The 17,053-nt window shown below is 43.8% G+C and carries 18 protein-coding genes; 6 read left to right on the top strand and 12 right to left on the bottom strand.

The features are described from left to right. Window positions 1-345 precede the first annotated feature (345 nt). Both ACQ5BJ_RS02010 and ACQ5BJ_RS02005 read left to right on the top strand, forming a co-directional pair. Window positions 346-561, top strand: coding sequence for a cysteine-rich CWC family protein (locus tag ACQ5BJ_RS02010; RefSeq protein ID WP_306416477.1), 216 nt, complete (start codon window positions 346-348; stop codon window positions 559-561). Between the two features lie 121 nt (window positions 562-682). Further along, on the top strand, window positions 683-1,270 hold the full coding sequence (locus tag ACQ5BJ_RS02005; protein WP_005549116.1) for a DUF421 domain-containing protein: 588 nt from the start codon (window positions 683-685) through the stop codon (window positions 1,268-1,270). Window positions 1,271-1,379: 109 nt separating this feature from the next. On the opposite strand, the gene ACQ5BJ_RS02000 is transcribed toward ACQ5BJ_RS02005, so the two are convergent. Continuing rightward, entirely contained in the window at window positions 1,380-1,991 is a 612-nt protein-coding gene (locus tag ACQ5BJ_RS02000; RefSeq protein ID WP_197267011.1) for a YqaA family protein, read from the bottom strand. Window positions 1,992-2,628: 637 nt separating this feature from the next. Here ACQ5BJ_RS02000 and ACQ5BJ_RS01995 point away from each other — a divergent pair. Beyond that, window positions 2,629-3,405 (top strand): hypothetical protein, encoded by a 777-nt coding sequence (locus ACQ5BJ_RS01995; RefSeq protein WP_430108137.1) that lies wholly within the window; start codon window positions 2,629-2,631, stop codon window positions 3,403-3,405. A gap of 178 nt (window positions 3,406-3,583) precedes the next feature. Here ACQ5BJ_RS01995 and uvrA read toward each other — a convergent pair whose 3' ends face one another. Next, complete coding sequence (gene uvrA, locus ACQ5BJ_RS01990) at window positions 3,584-6,028, bottom strand: excinuclease ABC subunit UvrA (RefSeq protein WP_268600367.1); 2,445 nt, start codon at window positions 6,026-6,028, stop codon at window positions 3,584-3,586. A 218-nt stretch (window positions 6,029-6,246) separates the two neighbouring features. Here uvrA and ACQ5BJ_RS01985 point away from each other — a divergent pair, with 218 nt between their 5' ends. After that, window positions 6,247-6,951: a MerR family DNA-binding transcriptional regulator gene (locus ACQ5BJ_RS01985; RefSeq protein WP_430113382.1), complete on the top strand. Its 705-nt coding sequence runs from the start codon at window positions 6,247-6,249 to the stop codon at window positions 6,949-6,951. Between the two features lie 17 nt (window positions 6,952-6,968). Here ACQ5BJ_RS01985 and ACQ5BJ_RS01980 read toward each other — a convergent pair whose 3' ends face one another. From ACQ5BJ_RS01980 to ACQ5BJ_RS01960, 5 genes are all read right to left on the bottom strand, one after another. Beyond that, complete coding sequence (locus ACQ5BJ_RS01980) at window positions 6,969-7,529, bottom strand: GNAT family N-acetyltransferase (RefSeq protein ID WP_430108134.1); 561 nt, start codon at window positions 7,527-7,529, stop codon at window positions 6,969-6,971. Between the two features lie 152 nt (window positions 7,530-7,681). After that, window positions 7,682-8,263, bottom strand: coding sequence for an RNA polymerase sigma factor (locus ACQ5BJ_RS01975; protein WP_005549129.1), 582 nt, complete (start codon window positions 8,261-8,263; stop codon window positions 7,682-7,684). Window positions 8,264-8,492: 229 nt separating this feature from the next. Continuing rightward, complete coding sequence (gene rpoD, locus ACQ5BJ_RS01970) at window positions 8,493-9,389, bottom strand: RNA polymerase sigma factor RpoD (protein ID WP_005549130.1); 897 nt, start codon at window positions 9,387-9,389, stop codon at window positions 8,493-8,495. A 295-nt stretch (window positions 9,390-9,684) separates the two neighbouring features. After that, on the bottom strand, window positions 9,685-10,404 hold the full coding sequence (locus ACQ5BJ_RS01965) for an SDR family oxidoreductase (RefSeq protein WP_430108130.1): 720 nt from the start codon (window positions 10,402-10,404) through the stop codon (window positions 9,685-9,687). Beyond that, entirely contained in the window at window positions 10,385-10,951 is a 567-nt protein-coding gene (locus ACQ5BJ_RS01960) for an NAD(P)H-dependent oxidoreductase (RefSeq protein ID WP_289355460.1), read from the bottom strand. Before ACQ5BJ_RS01960 ends, ACQ5BJ_RS01965 begins: the two co-directional genes overlap by 20 nt. Window positions 10,952-11,108: 157 nt before the next feature. Here ACQ5BJ_RS01960 and ACQ5BJ_RS01955 point away from each other — a divergent pair, with 157 nt between their 5' ends. Next, window positions 11,109-11,450, top strand: a complete 342-nt coding sequence (locus ACQ5BJ_RS01955) for a winged helix-turn-helix transcriptional regulator (RefSeq protein WP_171419233.1) — start codon at window positions 11,109-11,111, stop codon at window positions 11,448-11,450. A gap of 87 nt (window positions 11,451-11,537) precedes the next feature. Here the strand turns inward: ACQ5BJ_RS01955 and ACQ5BJ_RS01950 are convergent, their stop codons facing one another. After that, window positions 11,538-12,005, bottom strand: a complete 468-nt coding sequence (locus tag ACQ5BJ_RS01950) for a hypothetical protein (protein WP_430108126.1) — start codon at window positions 12,003-12,005, stop codon at window positions 11,538-11,540. Between the two features lie 43 nt (window positions 12,006-12,048). Continuing rightward, on the bottom strand, window positions 12,049-12,438 hold the full coding sequence (locus ACQ5BJ_RS01945; protein WP_430108124.1) for a histidine kinase dimerization/phospho-acceptor domain-containing protein: 390 nt from the start codon (window positions 12,436-12,438) through the stop codon (window positions 12,049-12,051). A gap of 277 nt (window positions 12,439-12,715) precedes the next feature. On the opposite strand from ACQ5BJ_RS01945, the gene ACQ5BJ_RS01940 reads away from it, so the two are divergent. After that, on the top strand, window positions 12,716-13,105 hold the full coding sequence (locus ACQ5BJ_RS01940; RefSeq protein ID WP_430108122.1) for a DUF1259 domain-containing protein: 390 nt from the start codon (window positions 12,716-12,718) through the stop codon (window positions 13,103-13,105). A 98-nt stretch (window positions 13,106-13,203) separates the two neighbouring features. Here the strand turns inward: ACQ5BJ_RS01940 and ACQ5BJ_RS01935 are convergent, their stop codons facing one another. The 3 genes from ACQ5BJ_RS01935 to ACQ5BJ_RS01925 all read right to left on the bottom strand — a co-directional run bounded on the left by ACQ5BJ_RS01935 (window position 13,204) and on the right by ACQ5BJ_RS01925 (window position 16,480). Further along, a complete protein-coding gene (locus ACQ5BJ_RS01935) occupies window positions 13,204-13,725 on the bottom strand; it encodes a MarR family transcriptional regulator (protein WP_430108119.1) in 522 nt (173 codons plus the stop codon). A 176-nt stretch (window positions 13,726-13,901) separates the two neighbouring features. Continuing rightward, the gene (locus ACQ5BJ_RS01930) at window positions 13,902-15,389 is read right to left on the bottom strand and encodes a monooxygenase (RefSeq protein ID WP_430108116.1); all 1,488 of its coding nucleotides are present in this window, start codon (window positions 15,387-15,389) and stop codon (window positions 13,902-13,904) included. A 326-nt stretch (window positions 15,390-15,715) separates the two neighbouring features. Continuing rightward, entirely contained in the window at window positions 15,716-16,480 is a 765-nt protein-coding gene (locus tag ACQ5BJ_RS01925; protein WP_430108112.1) for an SDR family oxidoreductase, read from the bottom strand. Between the last annotated feature and the right edge of the window lie 573 nt (window positions 16,481-17,053).

Below are 17,053 nucleotides of genomic sequence, written 5' to 3'. Positions count from 1 at the left end.
CGTTATGGCAGTGAAGAAAATGAAGCGATACCATTCGCGTGCTGACGTTCGGTAAACAAAGAAGCCGTCGACAACTGTTCGACAGCTTTGAGATGATACTGCTCTGCTGTATAACTCAAGGAGCTTTGCAAACTCTTCATTTCTATTAGACGCTTGAAAGTGGAAAACAGTTTTCGCTATCATCTAAAACGTCATTCGCCGATTATATTTCGGTTGTAGAACGACTCCGGAAAAATAAAACGATGCGGCCCGATGTGATAATTCGTATTTGTAAATATCCTTTCATGGGCTATGATTATTTCAGAGCGAGCGTGATCTGCAACTATACTCACAAAAAGCAGGTGTATGAGGATGACTACAGAAATAAATCCTAAAATATGTCCCCTTTGCGGCAATGATAATCAATGCGCATACCAGGCAGGCAGACCGCCCCAGGAATGCTGGTGCATGAATATATCCGTACCTAAAGCACTACTGGAGAAAATTCCGTCAGAATTACGCAGAAAAGCCTGCGTATGTAAGCGCTGCGTTCAACAGTTTCTTCAGTCTGAAGGAAATTAAGCTGTTATAAGCTACATTCGAGTAAATTCTGAACAAGTAAGCATACTACCCCTATCAGGTTCAGTAAATCCATGAATTACGCTCCAATTCAGATATGAAAAGGAGCCGGGGGTGCCTACTTATGGATTGGAAATTCACTTGGGAAGCATTGATCGTATTAAGCGTTGGATATGCCCTGCTTCGAATTCTAGGCAAGAAAACAGTTGGCGAAATGACGGGTGTGGAAATCATCACTTTGCTCGCAATGGCTTCTATGATTGGTCATGCCGTATCCGCTTATGGGCTTTTTAAAACATTGATTACCCTATGTATTTATGTAGGACTTCTGGTTACCTTGCAGCGTCTTGCGATTAAGTTTGATTGGGTCGAAAAATTGGTTATGGGGCGATCTACAGTTGTAATCGAAAATGGAGCCATTTTAGAGGCGAATTTAAAAAAGCTGCGCTTAACTGTGGATCAGCTAGAGGCGAAATTAAGAACGAAGGGGATTACTTCCCTAACTGAAGTAAAAACAGCTACGATCGAGATGAGCGGACATATCGGGTTTGAATTGATGCGCCATGCAAAGCCGGTAACGATCGGTGAATTGGAAAAACTGCTAAAGTCTTGGGATAAGCCAATTCCCAAACAGTCTAAAGAGATAGAAAACCTGTTCGACGAGGTCAAACAGGAGGGACACCGGAAAAAGATTTCTCCTGATTTGGATTGATGCTATTTGATTGCATACCCCTTATTTGAGATCACTCAGGCCGGCTCTGCTTTAAGTTATTGAACGAAAACAAAAGGCCGACCCCAAAGGTCGACCTTCTTAACGATTCTTATTCGCTGATTGAGGTTGTGTTGGATTCCGTATGTTCTGCTTTCGCTGCAGCTTTGTTTCTTCTCCGCTTGCGAATAATCAAGTAGATAGCCAAAATGGGAACAGCAATCAGGAAGATGTACAGCGAGACGTGCTGAACCATTCCCTCAGCGGATCTTCCGTATAGATAAAATAACAGACCCACCGCATAAAACTTTACTGCTCTCCCAAGAGCCGCATACCCGATTAAGCGCCAAAGCGGAAAGTTCATGCAGCCGGACAAAATCGTGAATACTTTGAACGGGATAGGTGTAAACGATCCAATTAGAATGGCGGCTTCCCCATTTTTTTTGAACATTTGGTTTGCGCCGTCAATCCATGATTTTTTAAGGATCTTTTCGAGCACGGAGTGGCCTAATACCTTACCAATCAAGTAACCTACAGGCGTCCCTAATAGACAAGCAACATACCCTGCAGTCGCAAGCCATAATGCATTGGACGGATCGAGCAAGCTTAACGGCACTTGCAAGAAGAAGGCTGGTATCGGAAAAATAACTGCATCTGCGAATGAGTGAATGACAAGCCCCCACACTCCGTAGTTCATTAGAAAATCAATGATATTTTGAAACATAACCTACTCCTATCCGGAAAAAATTCTTCTATACGTTGATTCTACGTACTCATTGTACCCGATCTCAGGCTATGAGTGATTACACTTTGTAATGTTGGCAATCATTACAGAAGCAGCAAGCAAGATGTAACCCCTTCTCCGGAATAGACGATCTTATGTTGCCTGATCCCTTCAAGCAGTCAACGGTATCCCATGAATTGCACTGATACTTACTATCACTTATTAGTACGAGGCAAAAGAGCTAATCGTTTCAAGTAATAAACAATAAAGCTCTCTTTTCTGCAATTGGTTTTCACTTATCGTATTCCTCACATGAAGCGGTTGCGTAGACGATAATCTCTATTACGTTTATATGTTTATTTCTATTTTAACATGCCACACAAGAGTTTTGGAAAAAATGACGAAGACCGCTTAGTGGACGTGAGCGGCCTTATAGTACGTGTGGACTTCCTTAGCAGCTTTACTTTTGCAAATTATATAACTAATTGATATTTTTTCTTAAAAATAGTTCAAAAAGAGTGAACCAAATTTTCCTGGGCTGTGTTTATATCATTGAAGCTGGATACAAAGGGATCCCAAAAGATAGAATCCAGTCTTCACATCAAAAACATGCAGAAATGAGAGGAGTCATATTCACATGAAATACGCAAAGAAGGCAGCCGTTGTAGCAACGGGTATCGCGATGCTGTTTGGCACCGCAAATATGACAGAGGCATTTGCAATCCAAACAACCTATAACTCCGCACAGGAAATGGAAACGAAAACGCCGGCGGTTGGTAAGGAAGCTGTTGAAGCGGCAAAAGCAGAACTCTCCCAAAAAGTAAGGGGAAATAATGGTGAGAATACAGGAGATACGTACCTCTTGTACGTAAGCGATCCAAGTCTCAATGGCGGATCTGCATTCTTGTATTACCTGGACATGTTCAAATTCACAAATTATGATGATTATTTAAAACAGGCAGCCAAACTACAGGGTCCTGTGCTTCAAAAGCCTGAAGGTTTGCCTGAAGGTTATAAATTTGAGAACGGAAACATCCAACCCCCGATTGCAAAGAATCTTAAAGAGTTTCAACAAGAAGTGAAAGCGGAAGCGGAAGCTCAAGGAAAAAGCGTATATTACAAAAAATTCGAATGGAACGAAATGGGCGAAATCAATCTTACATTTGCAAATGGAAAAGACAATTTAGAAATGCAAGTCGTGCACAAACTTGGTAGAAATACGGCCAGCAGCGGATACCGGTACATGAAATCAACTGAAGTTGATGCCGAACAAGGCAAGAAGATCCCTGGCCTGGTTCGAAATAAGCTGATTTGGTCAGATCAGGATCATCTTTATAGCATCACAACCAATCCGGGCAACCCGCTCACAAAAGAAGATTTGATCAAGTTTGCAGAAACGGCTGTAAAGAAATAAGTCGGTTGTGCTTAGCCTGCTGACATGAGCAGGTATAGAAGCTGCGATACAAGGTGATAGCAAAGCATACTTTGCAACGGTTCTGAAAAAAGCCGGTCAGATCGAATCATGGATCCGACCGGCTTTTTCGTGTCCAATTCAATTGCATGTATGCGTATAAGACATGACTCAAGCACAGTTATTTCGATAAAAAGACCCCTGTACAAGACGCTTTAGAGCGAGCGATTTGTTCTGGTGTACCGGCCGCTACGATCTGACCTCCAGAATCTCCCCCACCTGGCCCCATGTCAATCACCCAATCCGCTGCCGCAATAAGATCCGTATTGTGTTCGACCATAATAACTGTATTTCCCGCCTCAACAAGCTTATCCAACAGGATATACAGCTTCTGTACATCAATTGGGTGCAAGCCGGTTGATGGTTCGTCCAATAAATATAACGAATGGCCGCTTGTTGGCGTGCTTAACTCGCGAGCTAGCCTTAAACGCTGTCCTTCACCGCCGGAAAGCGTTGTGACAGACTGCCCCCACTGAAGATATCCAATCCCTACTTCGCACAGCAGCTTTAGCAGTTGAGATATCTTCTTTTGTTCGGTGAACAGTGACAGGCTTTCCTCGATACTTAGCTCTAGGATATCGGATATGGTGTAGTTTTTGAATGTTACAGACAGGACCTCATTATGAAATCTCTTACCATTGCATACCGGACATTCCACGCGCAAATGCGGGAGGAAATGCATATCAACTTCAACTTCACCCAATCCCTCACAGCGCTCGCATCGCCCACCTGGCGAATTGAAGGAAAAATGCTTGTCACTTAACCCTAGCCTTTTGGCCTCAGGAAGTGAAGCAAATACCTTGCGCAGCAGCGTATACAAATCCGTGTAGGTCGCGACATTTGACCGCTGCATTCGAGAGATGGGCGACTGATCAACCGTTACAATATGATTGATTTTATTCAAGCCAGTAATTGCACGGCAGCCTGTAATGTGAGAGTGTTCCCCACCGGCATTCGCCAATAGGTCAAAGACTAAGGTTGACTTGCCGGAGCCGGAAGCTCCAGACACTGCAATCAACATTCCGAGCGGGAATGATGCGGTTACCTGCTTCAAATTATGAAGTTCGGCGTCATGAACCGTAATCACATCACCAATGCCAGCTCGACCTTTGGATTTTAACGTCGATTGTTCTCTTAAATATTTTCCAGTTACAGAGGATGGCTGTTCCATAATCTCCCGGAGAGTCCCTTGCCCTACGATTTCCCCGCCGAATCGGCCTGCCCCTGGTCCGATATCAATGATATGATCCGCTTCCTGCATGACCCTTGTATCGTGCTCAATCATAAGCACTGTATTTCCTATGTCCCGGAGCTCCTTCATTACTTGAATTAATCCGTCGGTATCCTTTGGATGAAGACCCGTAGTAGGCTCGTCAAGGATATACAATACGCCGGTAAGTCCTGAACCGAGTATTGAGGCAAGCCGCAGACGCTGAGTTTCTCCGCCAGACAGAGATACGGTCTGTCTATCCAGCGACAAGTATCCGAGTCCTACGAGGATGACTCGTTCTACCTTCACAATGAGCTCATGGAGCGCAGCATCAAGAATTACATCCGCTTCTAGCTGTGATTTTGCATGTACGGATTTCAGCCACTTATACAGTTCATCAAGCGTGCACCGGGCCAAGCTGGGTAAGGTGCGTCCTTCAATCGTAACCAGTCGGCTCTCCAGCTTAAGCCGATCACCATTGCAATCTGGACAGGTCTGTGCCTGAAAATAGGCAGCTTCACTTGACTGCCCTTCCTTCTCTTTATATTTTTGCCACATGGAGGTGAGCACGCCCTTGAACCTGCCTTTTGTTACATGCTTAGGCGCCTCGATCTGTGGAAATTGACGAGCGAATGCTTCACTCTCCACTCCATGTTTTAACAGTTCCCATTGAACAGGACTGAATGTATCCAGAGGCTTGGTCATATCCAACCCGTAATGCCTTCCTGCTGCTTCAATAATACCGGCCTGGTATTCAGCTAGTGAATCATGCCAGATGTTCACAGCACCTTCTCGGATCGTTTTAGCCGTATTAAATACAGCATCCACTTGGATATCGACAACCGAGCCCAATCCACTGCATGAAGAACAGGCCCCATAGGGCGTATTGAAGGAAAAATTCGCCTTCGTCAAAGGGGCATGGGGATGTGAACAAACGGGGCAATAGATCGTAACTCCCTGTTCTCCTGAATTATTGCCTGCGGGGAATTCCTCGCCGCACGCCATACAGCGTCTGATACCTTTCTTCTCGTATATGATGCGCAAATACGTATACATATCGGTAACCGTACCTACTGTTGAACGAGGATTGCGGTTCGTTACATGCTGCTGTATGGAAATAGATGGCGATAAACCGTTAATAGAGTCTACATTGGGCTTGGAAATGGACTCGGACGATATTCCGCTGGACTCTATATACTGCCGTTGGCATTCACGCTGAAGGATATCCATGGCAAGTGTTGATTTTCCTGACCCGGATGGACCTGTAACAACAATCAGTTGATGCTTAGGAACATCCAATGATACATTTTTCAGGTTGTTCTCTCTAGCTCCTCGAATGTGGATAACTTCTTTCATACAGCACCCTCCATATTGATAATGATGGTGAAATGCGTGTTACATCATCCACTTTACAACATTCATGCAAGTGCTAAAGCAGTTCATAATTCATGTGAATATATCAATATGAGGGATACGAAACCTTAGCATGGTGCTTTAAGGTTTTACTATAAGATTTGCTTCATGCTGAGACGTTCTGATACAGTGGAATCGAAATGATAAGAGGAGGGTGTGCGATGAAGCACTACAAACCTATTGACATAGCCAGGATGCTTCAAATTAGTACGAGTGCGCTGAGGCATTATGAATCATGGGGCGTTGTTCCCTCCCCAGCTCGCGACGACAATGGATATCGGCTGTACACAGATGCTCATTTGGCTTATTTTCGCTGTCTGCGCACGATGTTTCCGGGGTTTGGTGTCGGATTGACTTGTGATGTTCTGAGGCATATTCAGAAAGAGGAAATAAATGATGCATTTTGGCTCGTAAACCGCGAGCAGGCCAAGCTGCACCAAGAGAAGGAAGCTGCCGATCAAACACTAACAATACTGGAACAGATTGAGCTGCCCTCAGTGACCAGCAAAGCGATAAAGGAACATATGACGATTGGTGAAGCTGCTGCATATACGGGTGTCGCTGCCTCTGCGATCCGCCATTGGGAAAAGGAAGGGCTCATTACGCCAGACCGCAACCCTGAGAATGGATATCGGATGTTCAGCCCGCTTCACCTTCGTAAAATATTGCTGCTTCGCACCTTGCGCAGTACGATTTATTTTCTCAAAAGTATGAAAGAAATTGTACAGGCTCTTGACCATCATCGTGTTGAACATGCCAAAAGAGTGACGGAAAAAGCCATCCGCAGCATTCATGAACGAAATCAACAACAATTTCTTGGCGTTCATGTGCTTGTAAAGCTGTGCAAGGTGCTGAAGCTAATGTAATTTTTTGACGAGGGTCGTTACTTAACCTTTTTCACCATATGCTCATAATCTTCACCAGCAATGGAAATAATGATGCCGTCTGCTGCGTAACCTTGTGTTTCATACAGTTGCTTTGCTCGGGTGTTATCGACGTTAACAATCAATGAAGTTGTATGGAATCCAAGCTGCACTGCTTCCTCCTCAAACGCCTTCATTAATTTGGTTCCAACGCCCATACCTCGCTGGGAAGCATGAACAGCTAAGGAATCCAAATAATACTCTTCCCCTTCTGTTTCCTTAACGAGCTGTACAGGCTTGCCTTGCATTGCGCTCAAGCGCGCTTCCAGCGGACGATCCAATTCTATAAGCTTATAGCCTGGATAGGCTAGTCCATACCCAACAGGAACTTGATCCTGTTCCCAGACAATGCAATTTTCCCAGCTCAAGCGATTGCCGGACTGTAAGTAATATTGCTCCAAAATCTCAATTGTATCCTCTATGTTCGTTGTACCTGACAGCTCATAGGCAATAGTGCCTATCGCCTCCATCATTAGTGGAATAATGCTTTTACTATCTTCTGGAATTGCTTTGCGTATCATATAAGAACCTCCAAATGATTAGTGGCAGCCCTTCACCAATCTCACTATATCATTTTTGACCGTGAAATGATGTACGAGCTGTCACCTCTTATTGTACGCTAGTCCAATCAATCGTGATCAACAAAAATACTTTCATGCTAAAATTTCTTTCGTTAGGAACAGATGGTGCAATCATATTGCTTCCGCAAGTATTTCTTTCCACGGAACAATCTTGACTTCACCGTATTGATTTCAAGTGATAGCACGCTAGATATTTCCGCAAGCGAATACTCTGATAGGTAACGGAGCTGAAATACGTCCCGATACGCCTCCGGCAGGCCGTTCATCATGTTCAAGACCTGTTTCTGATTTTCTTGCTCCAGTACTTGCTGCTCAGGTCCGTTATGTTGATCCTGTAGAGATTCCAGTGTGGGATGGTCCTGATTGTCGTAAGCAATGTACTCGACAAAGTGGCTCGTCGGCTTGCGTTTGCGTTGTCGAATAAGATCAATGCATAAATTACGCACAATCATCTGCATCCAAGTAATGATTTTGCAGGAAAAGTTGTACCGATGCAAATTCCGTATGATGCGAATGTACGCTTCTTGAACCACATCTTCTGCATCTTGTTGATTGCGAACAAAGCGATAGGCATGCTGCAGCAGCACTCCTCGATAGTCATTGTATAATTGAATATATATGCCTTCATCTCCGGCAAGCAGTTGTTTTTGAACTTGATCTAGGCTGTATCCCATGATTCCTCCGCATATCCTTATCCCCGACTAAGTTGTTAATTTCATTTTTTTGATTAGGGAGTTTTCTTTCACGAATACGATATCAAAAAGATATGAAGATAATATGAAGATGAAATTAACAATGAATGATTTTCCGCTGTAAATCTGAATATTTTATTAAGAAATACAAAAAAAGCCGCGCTCTAACGGATTAGAGTAACGCGGCTTTGATCGTTTACATATGATAATGTTATTCGATGTAGTCCTTCAAGCGCTTGCTGCGGCTCGGATGTCTTAATTTTCGAAGAGCCTTGGCTTCGATTTGGCGAATTCTTTCACGTGTAACACCGAACACTTGACCTACCTCTTCCAATGTACGGGTACGTCCATCATCAAGACCGAAGCGAAGTCGAAGGACATTCTCTTCTCTCTCGGTTAGTGTATCAAGCACGTCCCCTAATTGGGTCTTTAGCGACTCATATGCTGCCGATTCAACAGGAGACTGCGCATCCTGATCCTCGATAAAATCGCCCAGCTTCGTATCGTGTTCTTCACCGATCGGTGTTTCCAGTGAGATTGGATCCTGCGAAATTTTCATAATCTCGCGAACCTTTTCAACACTTAATTCCATTTCCTTGGCGATCTCCTCTACCTCTGGTTCACGGCCAAGCTCCTGCACCAATTGTCTGGAAACACGAACAAGCTTATTAATGGTCTCGATCATGTGTACAGGAATACGTATCGTTCTCGCTTGATCGGCAATCGCGCGCGTAATGGCTTGACGAATCCACCACGTTGCATAGGTACTGAACTTAAAGCCTTTTGTATAATCGAATTTATCAACAGCTTTAATTAGACCCATGTTCCCTTCTTGAATAAGATCAAGGAGTGACATGCCTCGTCCTGCGTAGCGTCTCGCAATACTAACGACTAAGCGAAGGTTAGCCTCTGTCAGCATCTTCTTCGCTTCTTCATCGCCTTCAGCAATGCGTTTTGCCAAATCTACTTCTTCTTCCGTGCTGAGAAGACCAACTCGGCCAATCCCTTTAAGATACATCCGCACAGAGTCATCTATTTTGACTCCTGGAGGTAGTAAATCAATATCTGCATCTGAATGAGTTTGCTCATTGCGTTCTTCGTTAGTCAATCTGTCGCCCCCCTAAAAATATGCGTACGTATCGAACCGTTAAGTTTACGGAATATGCGTGGATTACTCATATTTGACAAAGAAAAAGGTCTATGATATGATTTATTTTAATTAGATCTGTAAGAAATAAGAGCACACACTATAGTATCATATACCTAATCATTTATCAATACCTATTATTTACAGCGATATACATACAATTAAACCCCCAGCATAACAGCTGGGGGTTATTATGTTTTCTAGCCTATCTTTCTGTTTACTTCATGTGCATGAAAACGACATACAGTCGAAAAAATTACGTTAGCGAATGCCCACCATCCGTATGAATGACCGTTCCGGTCACGAACGAATTCGTAAGTAAATAGAGCACGCTTTGAGCGACATCCTCAGTACTGCCTATGCGTTGTACAGGAAGCTTCTCTGCAATTGTCTCATACAACTGCTGGCGCGCTTCTTCCGGCATCTTGCTGCGGGAAGGAGTGTCAATGATGCCTGGCGATACGACGTTCACCCTTATTGGAGCAAGTTCCAATGCCAGCGTCTTGCCTAAGTTGGATACGGCCGCATTGACTGCGCCAAGAATAGACGAACCAATCATAGCCTTATAGGCTACAACTCCAGAAAATAAAACGATCGAGCCGTTCGTTGAGAGCTTAGGCGCGCCATACTTTACAGCATGATATTGTCCCCAAAACTTATTCTCGAACAATTGTCTCGCTTGCTTGGTATCCGACTTCAGGAAGGAGCCGCCAGAAGTCTCGGCCGCACTCACGACAAGATGATCGAATGCATCGACATGCTGGAAGAAAGCCTCTACCTCATGTTCAATCGTCAGGTCAAGTTGATGTGTCTCTGCTTTCGTCCCAAGCTGTTCCTTGGCAAGCTGCAACTTGTTCATAGAGCGGCTCGCAATGACTACTTCGGCTCCATGCGCAATCGCTTGTTTTGCAGATTCAAGTCCGATCCCGGAGCTGCCACCGATAATTACGATCTTTTTATTTTGCAACTGGTTCATTTGTAAGTGCCTCCTTCAAGTGCTGTTCAAGATTGGCAATATATTGTTTGATGTTTGGATTTTTGACTACATCGTAGCAAGAAAAGCTTTTTAACGGCTTCATACCTAAAAATTTGTGTATCCGGTGCAGGTGCTGCAGCGCCTCGTCCAAGCTGTTCCCTTCGAAAAATTGAGTCTCATCCTCAAATGCAGATGCCGGAGCATTCCAGGTTGTGGAGAGCATATATGTTTTATCTGTCAGCAACCCACCAGTTCCGTATTGATCCGCGCCAGTGAAGAATGTTCCGTATGCATAGACCTCGTCCATATACGTTTTAAGCAGTCCCGGCACACTGAACCAATAGATGGGTGTCTGATAAATCACTACATCGGCCCACAAAAATTTCTGCTGTTCTTCTTCTGCGTGGTAACCGTTTTGAATGACTGTTGTCTTGACGTTGTTGTACGGACTCAGCACTCGAATCATGTTCTCCACTAATGTGTTGTTCAGCTTTCCCTCCGCAGAACGGTATTGCTGATGACCGTTAATAATCAGAATATTTTTCATCGGATTCAGCTCCTTAATTTTGATGTATTGGCTGCAAACTCATTATATGTTCCATTAATTCATTTAGGGAAGTACTGATATTTTATTCACATTATTTCCGTAAATGAAGTATTGTGATATGATGGGACTAAATCGTCATATTTTAGGAGGATTCGTTATGACTGGTTCATCTGATTCTATTACGTTGACCAAAGGAACGCCCGGACAAACTTGTCCGATAGCAAAAACACTCGATGTGATTGGGACAAAATGGACATTTTTGATCATCCGGGATTTGTTGATAGAAGGCACAATGCGATTTAGCGATTTATTGAGAGCAATGGATGGAATCAGCCCGAAAACACTATCGCTGCGGTTAAAGGAACTAGAGGATCACGGCATAGTGGATAGGAACGTATACCCCGAAGTCCCTCCGCGGGTCGAGTATACGCTTACTGACAAAGGCAAGCTCTTAGAAGGAATTTTCATCGAACTAAAGCGATTCGGATTACAGCTATAACAAGATAAAGAAGCCGGAGCAAGGGGGTGGTGTCCCTCCCCTCTCCGGCTAATCGATTTTCTCAACTTACAGAACGATGAGAGTTGATTATTGTAACGTCAGCTTCTTGGTCCACGTACGTTCCTTGCCTGAATCATTGCGGAATACGAATGTAACTTCCCCAGTCTCTCCCTTTCGTTTTTCATCATAAATAAATCCGGAAAATTGGCCATTGCCACTAATATAAAACCCGTCTTCTCCATTGCCGCCATGTTCGATCGCTTGCTCTGTTGTATTGATAACAGTTGTCTTATCTGACTTCCATCTCATTTCGGCCAAAGAATAACCTTTAGGGATTTGCTCGACTTGGAAATAAAAATGCCGCTCTGGCTGGCCTGGATATTTCGTCTGATCCACAACGACTAAGATGGGCTCCTCAGGCTCAGTCTGCATTTGCGCTGGTGGAGCTGGCTGTTTTTTTGCGTTAGAGCTTATTTCTCCATTTTTTCCGCACGCTGAAGCTGCTAGAATAGCTGCACAGCATAAGATGAGTCCGCTTAATTTAACAAGGTTCAATATTGTCACCCTCTGATTCATTTAATGAAAAATAAAACACAACTCATGCATCAGCCGATACACGAAAATCTTCTTGCGCAGTCCACCAAGCTATGTTGCAGTGTTTCCTGCCCGCTTGAACATCGAACGCTTCAACAACGCCTCGTACTTGCTCATTGATGGAATAAGAGCTTCGCTTAAGTTGAATCGCCCTCGCTTCATATCTGGACAGTTCCATCATATCCATGATCAGGGCATTCATCTTATCCACTTCAGACAAAATATGCTGATAGTAGCGATCTCGTTTCTCTAGTGCGACATTGTCCTGCAATCCCTCCGTGAACCCTTTTACAATACCGAGTGGCGTCTTCAGCTCATGAGAGTATGCTTGACTCGTTAGTACAGACATCGTAACCATCGCACCTATAAATAATATTGTTATACCTTTGTTCATGGCAATAGCCTCCTGTAATCAGGTTTACAAAGGCTATTATAGAAATCCAATGTGTTCATCATGTGTACATCGCCTCAACAGCGGACTTCAATGTCAGGACTTTTACATCACATTTAGGGAAGCGCCTAGTCAAGTGAAGTCCATAACACATAAATTATGTTGACTATAGAATGCTTAACATGCATCCACCAACTTCTTTTTCGGTTTTCAATTCGTGTATTGAATTAACGTAATGGGGATTTCATGGGAATGTTCTCGGAAGGGGGATCAGTCTAACATGAGCAATGATGAACGCCTATGCAAGAGATTCGCACTGATCATCGGTGGACAATCTGGATTCGCCGGCGGAAAGTGCGTGGCAACGATAACTCGAAAGCATCTACGGACTTTCATTTTGGGGAAAAGATTCCGTGTAACCTCTTCTTTCTCGTTTGAATCAAAAAATAAAATAACAGGCAAAGCCTTATGCTTAGGAAGAATCGCTCTTTTGCAAAACGAAACCAATCGTTTTCTATCTGCTATTCGCAAACAGGGCATACTCGTCTCTTCTGTTCACAATGAATGGCTGTTTGAACGTCCGCGTTTGATTTATGTCAATATTGAAGCGGTAGAAAAACCGCTAATCTTCGCTAGAAAAGTCAGAAAAGCACTGGATGATTCCAACTAATTAGCTTTAATAAACTTCTTCCCGCTTGATACGTACAAATCCATGTGTGAGATTACGCCCAGCCCGTTCGAGTATGGACTGGGCGCAAAATAAACAAGCTAGTCTTTAGATTCCAAAGTCTCATGGATATACAGCCAATTGTTCAATATATCTTGGAACAGCCTTTGTACGATGAGAAGCTCTTCTTCGTTATATTGATCCAGAATGTCCGAAAATCGCTGCTCCAGTTCTTGATGCGCTCGATCATGCAGTACGTTCAATCGCTTCCCTTTTGGATTCAAACGAAAATAAACTTCTTTTTTGTTATCGCTCAGTTGGGTTCTGCGTATGATGTCATTCGACAACAATTTGGAGCAAATTCGTGACACCGTCGCTTTGGAGATCCGTAATCGTTCGGCCAGTGATGTGACATTGATCGGTTCATGCTCCCCAATGCAGGATATCACATGAAGTTCTGTAATATTCAACTGAAGTTCTTGATCAAACTCATCCCCCAGCTTATTTAGCACTTTAGCAATATGCTTTTGAATCATAAATTCGTGCTGCTCTTGTTGATGAATGAGATCAATAAATAATTCGTAAAATGCATGCTTACTGTAAGTAGAATTTACCTGATCCATGCCTATCCTCCGCTTGAATTAATTCTTTTATTATACCCGATCTTGCATCAGCGGAGTAGCAGGAGACATAGGCATTCCTGAATCGGGAGCTGATAGCATCCTACTATAATCGAACCAAATTTATAGCTATAGATACTGTTTATCATGTATGCGCAGCCTTCGGTCAATTGAAGAATTTATCGTGCGCACCACCGATGTATAGCTTTTTGCAAAAGTGAAGGGAGATCTGGCTGTTGCTTGCTTAATGCCCATGCGACATGTCCGTCAGGACGTATCAGAGCTGCATGGACATCGGCCCATTCAGAGCGCTGCTCAGCAATGGTGGCATGTATCATCTGGAGTGGAGCGGAAGCGCCACAATGTGCAGACTCATCTGTGTGATCTTCCAGCAAGAGGCATACATAACTACCAGCATGAAGAAGTGAGTATAAGGATGTGGCCTCCCGGTTTGCTAACAGGATGTCTAAATCAGGAAGTCTCTTCCCATGAAGAGGATGGATAGGCAGCTGTGAGTCTGGTTCGTAATTTACACCGATTGCAGATATCCGTTCTGATAAGTATCGATTAGCGTCAGGGAATTTCAGCAGATCGGCCATCGTTTTTCTAAGCTCTAAGCCAGCGGGGCTGAAGTCAATTAATTTTGTCTGTACCTCTGTGTTATGCAGTAATTGTTCTGCCACCGGATGCCGCTCGCTATGATAGCTGTCAAGCAGACATGCTGGAGCCCAGCCCTGAATCTCACCCGCCAGTTTCCAACCAAGGTTCATAGCTTCCTGCAAACCAACATTTAGGCCTTGGCCGCCTGACGGGAAATGGATATGCGCTGCATCGCCAGCCAGTAAAATGCGGCCGTTTCGATAATATTTCGCGATTCGTGTGGCATTGCCGAAGCGCGACATCCATATCGGATCGGATATGCCATAATCCGTGCCGCATATCTGCTGCAGACTAGTGCTTAATTCCATTAGGGACACAGGCCTTTCCTTAGGTGTCTGCGTGCACATCGGATCGACAACAACAATTCGATACTTGTCCTCCGGCAAAGGTATAATGTATGCGTTTCCGCGTTGATTGAATACGAATAATAGGTTGTCACTAGGTGGATTCGAAAGCGTTACATCGCCTAAGGCAGCCGTGATATTGCTATCCGTGCCTTCGAACGGAATTCCCGCTTGCTTGCGAACAATACTGCCAGCGCCATCCGTACCAATAACATAGTGCGATTGGAGTAAAATCATACCCTCTGTACCTACAGCAACGATTTCGGCTATTTCATCATTTTGGCGAACCGCCACGACTTCCATTCCTCTGTAAATTGGAACATTCAAACTGCGAATGTGCTCTTCCAGTAATCGTTCGGTTGTCCTCTGTGGAATCAATAACATATGATTCGAGCCTGTATCCAACACTGAAAAGTCCAGTCTTGTTTCCAAGGCAGAGAAATGACCACTCGGTATGATTTGCCCTTCATCCATAAATCTTTTCAGAAGTCCTCTCATTCCCAGTATCTCCAAGGAACGAGGATGCAGGTTGAATGCTTTTGAAAATGTTCCCGGCTGAGGCAAGCGTTCAACAATGCAAACGGACACGCCAAACAAGGCAAGCTCAGAGGCCAACATCAATCCAACAGGCCCCGCTCCGACGATTATAGCTTGATAATCCATGTTATCAACTCCTTTGAGCATAATGTGAACTGAAAATACATCCATCAACCTATTTTTGTTACATATGTAACAATATGATTGTAAATAAGTTCACCACATACTCCGCTAATCCTCCTTTCTATAATCGAACAATGTTATCTAAAGAGAGTACAAAAAGTGGTCATGTAATTGTTACATACGAAACAATTATATCATAATCCTATCACTCACACATTACAAGATCAAATTTTAAATAAACGGCAAATCGCATAAATAGATAAAGAAAGTTGATATTCAACAAAACAAAAAGGAGAAGGCTGGCCTTCTCCCTATAATTGTTACATTTGTTACAAATGTGATCCCCCGCTTGCATCAATCAACTGTCCGGTTATCCAGCGGCTGTCGGGTGAGGCCAAAAAGGCGGAAATATCTGCTATATCCTCGGGTTCTCCCCATCTGTTAAAGGTGGATAATCCGGCAGCCAGCTTCTGTCCATGAGAATTTCCCAAAGTCCTGGCATTCATCTCCGTATTAACGATACCGGGAAGAATTGCATTTACTGTAATATGACGCGACCCTAATTGCTTAGCTAAGGCGATAGTAAGTGTATTAATTGCCCCCTTGGTCATACTGTAAGCGAACACGCTCGGGGAGGCCGCGCGTGTCACAAATGAAGAGAGATTAATAATTCGTCCATAATCGTTTAGGCGAGGCAGCGCCTGTTGAATAACAAAAAATGGCCCTTTCACATTGACGCTCATCACTTCATCAAATGTCTCTTCCGTTGCGTCCTCAATGGACAGAATTTGCCCAATTCCAGCGTTATTCACCAAAATATCAAATCGAGGATCCCCCGTATATTCTCGAATCGTCTCATCCAAAACTTCATAAAGTTGATTGATCCCGCTAACATTACTTACATCAGCGCCTACCTTGAACGCAGCTCCTCCATATTGTTGGATTTGCCGAACCACTTCTTCTGCTTGCTCTTGTCTTTTCCCGTAATGTACAGCGACTAAAGCGCCCTCCTGTGCAAGACGCAGCGCAATGGCTCGTCCGATCCCCCTGCTTGCACCTGTTACGACAGCGACTTTCCCTTGTAATTTGCTCATAAGCTCATCTCCTTGTGTATTTGATCCATTATGTTATAGCACAAGGCGATATTCGAAATGTTGCTCTCCCATATCCACACAGGTATCACAAAAAGGGAATGCTGTCCTTCCCTTTACCATTTCGTATGGAGGCTCGCAATAGATACAAACTCCAAAGTGCTTTTCTTCCTTCCCTTCAACCCATTTAGCTAGGTCTGCTCATCCTTTATTTTCTTTGTAGAAGACGGCTTTAACGGCAAATCGGCTGCAAAATCAATTGCCTTCTCTATCTCGATGGCTGGTTTATGAGCCGATGCAGCCATTTCAGGTTATCTGGTTTGAAAACCCTTCATTGTTATTTTTGGGACAGGTATCCCCATAATAGGAGAGCCATTTGATATCAAGTTAGACATACTGGTTGCCTCCTTAACAAGCTGGATCAGATATCCATTTAATAGCACACAATCTTCGCACAACACAGAATATTATGGTATAAGATGGGATTATTCGGTTTTTTTGCATTCCATCAACTTTTTTCAACATGCACTATTTACCTGCAAACACGAAAAAAGGTTTCTGTAGACCCACACGATT

The organism is Paenibacillus sp. B1-35, from assembly GCF_050474385.1.
Taxonomy (GTDB): domain Bacteria; phylum Bacillota; class Bacilli; order Paenibacillales; family Paenibacillaceae; genus Paenibacillus_B; species Paenibacillus_B alvei.
The sequence above is the reverse complement of the archived record's forward strand: the minus strand, read 5'-3'. Positions and strand labels throughout refer to the sequence as shown.